The organism is Candidatus Cloacimonadota bacterium (assembly GCA_020532355.1).
GTDB lineage: Bacteria > Cloacimonadota > Cloacimonadia > Cloacimonadales > Cloacimonadaceae > UBA5456.
This window is the reverse complement of record JAJBBD010000026.1, coordinates 1-6,012: the sequence shown is the minus strand read 5'-3', so window position 1 is coordinate 6,012 and position 6,012 is coordinate 1. Positions and strand designations below refer to the sequence as shown.

General features: G+C 44.0%; 8 protein-coding genes. All 8 read left to right on the top strand.

Going from position 1 to position 6,012, the window contains the following annotated elements; all coding sequences use genetic code 11:
- Positions 1–588 (top strand): DegT/DnrJ/EryC1/StrS family aminotransferase (locus LHW48_00815; GenBank protein ID MCB5259003.1); only part of this gene is annotated, 588 nt, incomplete at its 5' end.
- Positions 589–600: 12 nt separating this feature from the next.
- Positions 601–1,386 (top strand): electron transfer flavoprotein subunit beta/FixA family protein, encoded by a 786-nt coding sequence (locus tag LHW48_00810; protein MCB5259002.1) that lies wholly within the window; start codon positions 601–603, stop codon positions 1,384–1,386.
- A 4-nt stretch (positions 1,387–1,390) separates the two neighbouring features.
- The gene (lgt, locus tag LHW48_00805) at positions 1,391–2,206 is read left to right on the top strand and encodes a prolipoprotein diacylglyceryl transferase (GenBank protein ID MCB5259001.1); all 816 of its coding nucleotides are present in this window, start codon (positions 1,391–1,393) and stop codon (positions 2,204–2,206) included.
- Positions 2,193–2,909: a hypothetical protein gene (locus LHW48_00800; protein MCB5259000.1), complete on the top strand. Its 717-nt coding sequence runs from the start codon at positions 2,193–2,195 to the stop codon at positions 2,907–2,909. The genes lgt and LHW48_00800 overlap by 14 nt, the downstream gene beginning before the upstream one ends.
- Entirely contained in the window at positions 2,910–4,205 is a 1,296-nt protein-coding gene (gene purB, locus LHW48_00795; protein ID MCB5258999.1) for an adenylosuccinate lyase, read from the top strand. It begins immediately after the preceding gene.
- A gap of 15 nt (positions 4,206–4,220) precedes the next feature.
- Entirely contained in the window at positions 4,221–4,661 is a 441-nt protein-coding gene (locus tag LHW48_00790) for a DUF2147 domain-containing protein (protein ID MCB5258998.1), read from the top strand.
- A complete protein-coding gene (locus LHW48_00785) occupies positions 4,658–5,239 on the top strand; it encodes a hypothetical protein (protein ID MCB5258997.1) in 582 nt (193 codons plus the stop codon). The genes LHW48_00790 and LHW48_00785 overlap by 4 nt, the downstream gene beginning before the upstream one ends.
- A 26-nt stretch (positions 5,240–5,265) precedes the next feature.
- A partial coding sequence (locus LHW48_00780; protein ID MCB5258996.1) for a DUF523 and DUF1722 domain-containing protein occupies positions 5,266–6,012 on the top strand: 747 nt, incomplete at its 3' end.

Here is a 6,012-nt window from a genome sequence, read left to right as displayed (position 1 = left end):
TCGTTTGGTGATATTGGCACTCTATCTTTTTTCCCCAGCAAAAACCTCGGTGCAATGGGGGATGCCGGAATGTGCCTTACCAATGATGATGAACTGGCAGCAGGGCTTCGACAACTTCGTGTGCACGGCGAAAATCCCAAGTATTTTCACCAGTGGGTAGGTTTGAATAGCAGATTGGATACTCTGCAAGCAGCAATTCTGCTGGTTAAACTGGAAAAGTTGAGTGATTGGAGCAATAAACGCCGGGCAAACGCAGCATTTTACGATGCTCAATTGCAAAATATTAGAGAGCTTAAAACTCCGCAAATTGCGCCACAAGCAAAAACTATCTACAATCAATATACCTTGGTTACAGAGCGCAGAGACGATCTGATGGCGCATCTGCAGAAGAAAGATATCGGTTGTGCCATCTACTATCCGCTACCACTACATCTGCAGGATTGCTTTAGTGTTTTAGGTTATAAAAAGGGAGATCTGCCTATCGCCGAAAGATTGGCAAATCAAGTGTTATCCATACCTATCTATCCGGAACTGACAGACGACATGAAGGCTTATGTTGCGCAAAGCATCCGGGAATTCTTTGCCTAAAAGGAGAATCTTGTGCGCTTTATAGTATGCATCAAACAAGTTCCCAACACCACAGAAATCAAGATCGATCCTCAGACCAATACCTTGGTGCGCGAGGGAGTAGAAAGCATTCTTAATCCCTTCGATGCTTATGCGGTGGAAGAAGCTGTGCGGCTTAAAGAAGCGCATGGAGGCACGGTTGTGGCTATCAGCATGGGTCCCAATCAGGTAGAAAGTACACTGCGTGAAGCTGTTTCTTTGGGAGTGGATGAGATCATTCTGCTTTCAGATCGCAAATTTGCCGGCGCCGATACTTGGGCAACAAGCTACACTCTTGCTGCGGCAATCAAATATTTGGGTGAATTCAATCTGATTATTACCGGACAGCAGGCTATTGATGGAGATACGGCACAAGTAGGACCAGGAATTGCGGCACATCTGGATATTCCTCAAACTTGCTTTGTGCGTAAAGTTGAAGCCATCGACGAGAATAAGATTCGGGTTCAACGCTTGATGGAAAATGGATTTGATACAGTGGAGATGTGCACTCCGGCACTAATCTCGGTGGTTAAAGAGATCAATACTCCTCGCCTTCCCTCTCTGCGGGGTAAACGCAATGCTAAAAATGCACAACTAAAGGTATTAACCGCAGAAGATTTGGGTTTGGATGAGCATAGAATTGGGCTTAATGGCTCCCCCACTCAGGTTTTGAATATATTCAGTCCTAAACACGATAAACAGGTGGAAAAGTTTGATGGTGACAGCGACGAAGCTGTAGAGCTTATCATTCGCCGTTTGGATCAGTTCACAAAGAGATAAAGGCATGCTTAGATTTCCCGATATTAACCCGGAGATTGCCAAGTTTTCGCTTCTTGGATTAGATTTTCATATCCGCTGGTACGGGCTTTTTTACGTGTTAAGCTTTGTGGCGGCATACTTCTTATACAAACCGCTACTACGCCGCCGAGGCATCGAAATGAACCGTGAGAAGTACGAATCTATTATCTTTTATGTGATGCTGGGCGTAATCTTGGGTGGGCGTATAGGCTATGTGTTGTTCTATAACTTCCTTTACTATGTACAAAACCCGCTTATGGTATTTGCTGTTTGGGAAGGAGGAATGAGTTTTCATGGCGGAGCTCTGGGTGTTATAATTGCCGGACTTATCTTCTGCAAGAAACATAAGTATTCTTTTTATGAGCTGGCAGATCCTGCCATGCCGTTGGTATCCATTGGGCTAGGTTTGGGGCGTTTGGGAAACTTTATCAATGCAGAGCTTTGGGGAACAGTAACTACATTGCCTTGGGGAATTGTGTTTCCGGGTGCGGGAGATTTACCCAGACATCCCACTCAGCTATATGAGATGCTTGCCGAAGGTGTACTTCTAGGATTATTCACTTGGTATTTGTTGGGTAAAAAGCTTAAGCATGGTACAGGTTTCTGGGCATTTATCGGCGGTTATGGCGTATTAAGGTTTCTCATTGAGTTTGTAAGAGTGCCAGATGATATAAGTTTTTATGAGGATTTTGGCTTCATCTTTGGTATAATGAGTATAGGTCAGTTTCTTTCGCTCTTGATGGTAATAGCCTCAGGCATTGGATTCTGGTATATATACAGGAGGAAAGATGAAGCGCTTTAGTTTTGTGATCCTTGCACTTATCGTGGTTTTATTAGCCGGATGTGCCCATAATTTGAAGCTTAGCGAAGAAGCGAAACTTAAGCAAGAACTAAGGAAGTGGGAAAGCTTCTCTGGTTCTGGCATAGTGGAGATTTCTGTTTTTGGCTTTAGTATGCGCAAACCCTTTGCTATTGCTAAAAGTTTAGATGAAATGCGCATGGATGTTGTTGAGGGTGGTCTCTTAGGGGCAACAGGATCCCCACTCATCAGCATGTATTTAGGCGAATATTTTTCTCTAAAATCTCCTCTTGTGCCTTTATTGGAAGCAGTTAATCTTGGCGATAATCTACCTTTGGGGGCATTATCTTTCTTTTCTTCTGCCGATAATGTCGTTAGCCGCTATGGCGAGGAAATCATTGCCAATAAAGCCATTATCCGAGATAGCCTACAGATCAACTTCAGTAGCGATTATAAGATAGAATCTATTGTGGACAAACCCTCCAGCTTCCGCATCGATAACACTTACACCCGCAAAGGTGATATAGACGAAATATCTTTTAGTTCACCCAAGGGAATATCTGCCAAGTTCATCTTTGACGGTGTAGATTATGAACGCCCTCAGATTACTGTGTTACCCAAGAATGAAAATAGAAATCTGAACATTATGGATATCCTCAATCAGGGCGGCACAATGGAACTTCTCAAAGCTTTTTTGGGGGATTAGATGATAGTGCGCTACACTCTGCCCGAAATGGAGCGCATCTGGAATCTGGAAAACCGCTACCGTTGCTGGCTAGATGTAGAATTAGCCGCTGCAAGGGCGATGTATGAGTTAGGAATTATTCCCGCTGCAGACTACCATGAGATTTGCGACAAGGCGGATTTTGATATTCAGCGCATTGCCGAGATAGAAGAAAGCACGCGGCACGACGTAATAGCCTTTCTTACCAATGTTGCAGAGTACGTTGGTAAAGCATCCCGGTGGATTCATTATGGCATGACTTCCTCCGACGTATTGGATACTGCAACTGCACTACAACTCAAGCAAGCGGGAGAGCTTATTCTTTCTCAGTTGCATCGTTTAGCCGAAAACCTCAAACTGAAGGCACGTGAGTATAAGAACACTCTTTGTATGGGCAGAAGTCATGGCATTCATGCCGAACCAACTTCTTTTGGACTTAAATATGCCCTTTGGTACGATGAGACTCAGCGCAATATTAGCCGTTTGGAAGAGGCTATCAATATTATTGGAGTGGGGCAGATGTCCGGAGCGGTGGGAAACTATGCCCATTTAGATCCAGCGGTTGAAGAGCGCGCATGCAAGCATTTGGAATTGAAGCCCGTAAAGATATCCACTCAGGTTATTCAGAGGGATCGTCATGCCCAGTTTCTTTTTGTTTTAAGTCAAATAGCTTCCACCTTAGAAAAGATCGCTCTGGAGATTAGGCATCTGCAGCGTACTGAAGTAAAAGAGGCGGAAGAGAACTTTAGCGACAAGCAGAAAGGCAGCTCGGCCATGCCTCACAAAAGAAATCCTATCCTTAGCGAGCAGCTTTGTGGTTTAGCCCGCATACTACGCGCCAATGCCAATGCCGCCATGGAAAACAACGCTTTATGGCACGAGCGCGATATCTCTCATTCCAGCGTGGAGCGCATTATTTTGCCCGATAGCTGTATTCTTGCTCATTATATGTTAGTTAAATGCGCCACCATGATTGAAAACTTGACGGTTTATCCCGAAAACATGATGAAAAACATTGAGCTTACCAAGGGCTTGGTTTTCTCTCAAGCCTTACTATTACATTTAACCAACAGCGGTATGACCCGCGAACACGCCTATGCTCTGGTGCAGAAAGAAGCTATGAAATCCATAAACAGCGGGGAAGATTTTAAAACTCTCATCCTCGCCCACAACGAAATCTGTGATGCCTTAGGTCGCAAAGAGATAGAAGCTATTTTTAGCTACGATCGCTATCTCAAAAATGTAGAGTACATCATGCGACGTTGCGGCATCCTCTAATGCATGGAGGTTACCATGAAACACATCCTGTTTACAATATTAATCATTTGCCTTGCAATACCTGCATTTGCCCAAGTGGCAGAACGTATCAATGGGGTTTGGTACAACGGCGAAAAAAGCAGTAAAATAGAGATTATTCGATTGGAAGATGGCAGTTTCTCCGGCAAGATTGTTTGGCTGCGCGAACCCAACGACGCCAATGAAAAGGCCAAAACAGACTCTAAAAACCCGGATAACAAACTCCGTAAAAGACCTCTGATTGGATTGGAAGTACTTACTGGATTGAAGTATAACGGTAATAACAAATACAGCAAAGGCAAAATCTATGATCCCAAGAGTGGCAAAACTTACTCTGCAAAAGCAGAGCTTGTAAACAATAACACTCTCTCGTTACGCGGATTTATCGGCATTGCTCTTGCCGGAAGAACGGATACTTGGATTCGCACCACTAAATGAGCAAATACCTGCTCTCAGAGCCTGTCGTTATTCGACAGATCAAGAGTATGCAATACCGTGCTCAGGCTATTCCAATGGTGCTAATTGCAGTATCTTTCTCTTTGGGATTGGTATTTAAACATAGCTATATTTTTGGTTCCTTAAGCATTCTTGGCTTAATCTGGTTCCTAATTGTGGCCAGTCGTCATCGCTTCAAAAACCGCATCATAAAGCCTGAAAAAGATAACATATATAGCCCAATCACCGGTAGGGTTAGAGATCTAAAAGTAAGTAATGGTTTAAGACAAATTACCATTCATAAAGGTTTTATGGATCAAGTAGAGCTTCGCTGTCCCGTTACCGGAGCTTTTTGGCAGGGCGACGACCTGGTGGTGCCCCAGCCCAAAATCCGCTTTACTTTCCAAGCGCAAAACCTCAGCCGCATTCCAGATTCCGAAATGAAAAGCGGCAATGTGATTGCCCTAATTACGGGTAAGGGTAATTGCTTGATTCACCTTGCCGAATCCATCCCCATTCTCTTAAATTTAAACCGCTATTGTGAAGCTGGAGAAAGCCGGATTACCCTTCCCAATAAATAGAAATAATAGGATTAGGATTTGTTATTATGACCGATAAGCTAATACTGGGTGTATCTGCCTGCCTTTTGGGGCATGAAGTGCGTTATGACGGCGGACACAAATACGATTCTTGGGTTGTGGATATTCTGGGCAAATTTGCAGAGTACATCCATCTGTGTCCAGAACACGAATGTGGCATGCCCATTCCTCGTGAAGCTCTCAATTTGAAAGGCTCTAAAGACGACTATCGCATGATAAGCAACAAAACCAGTATTGATTATACCCAACAAATGCAAAATTGGAGTATTACCGCCATAGAAAGATTCAAACAAATCAAGCTTTGCGGGTATATCCTAAAGAGTAAATCTCCCTCATGCGGAATGGAGCGCGTAAAGGTATATCCTCCCCACGGAGGCGCTGCCGGTAAAACCGGTATTGGCATCTTTGCCAAAGAACTAATGAAAGCCTTTCCTTTGTTACCCATAGAAGAAGAGGGTCGGCTGCACGATGCAGCTTTAAGGGAGAATTTTATCGAGCGTGTTTTTGTAATGCACCGCTGGCATACACTTTTGGATTCCGGCCTTAATCCCGGCAAGTTGCTTAGATTTCATACTATCCACAAATACCTCCTAATGGCACACAGTCCAGTTCATTACCGCCAAATGGGCAAATTGGTGGCAGAGATAAAACAATATCCCCTACCCGAGTTTAAAAATATCTATTTAGACCTTTTGATGAAGGCTTTTTCCCGCTCCGCCACACCCAGTAAACAGCAAAACGTGCTCTTGCATCTT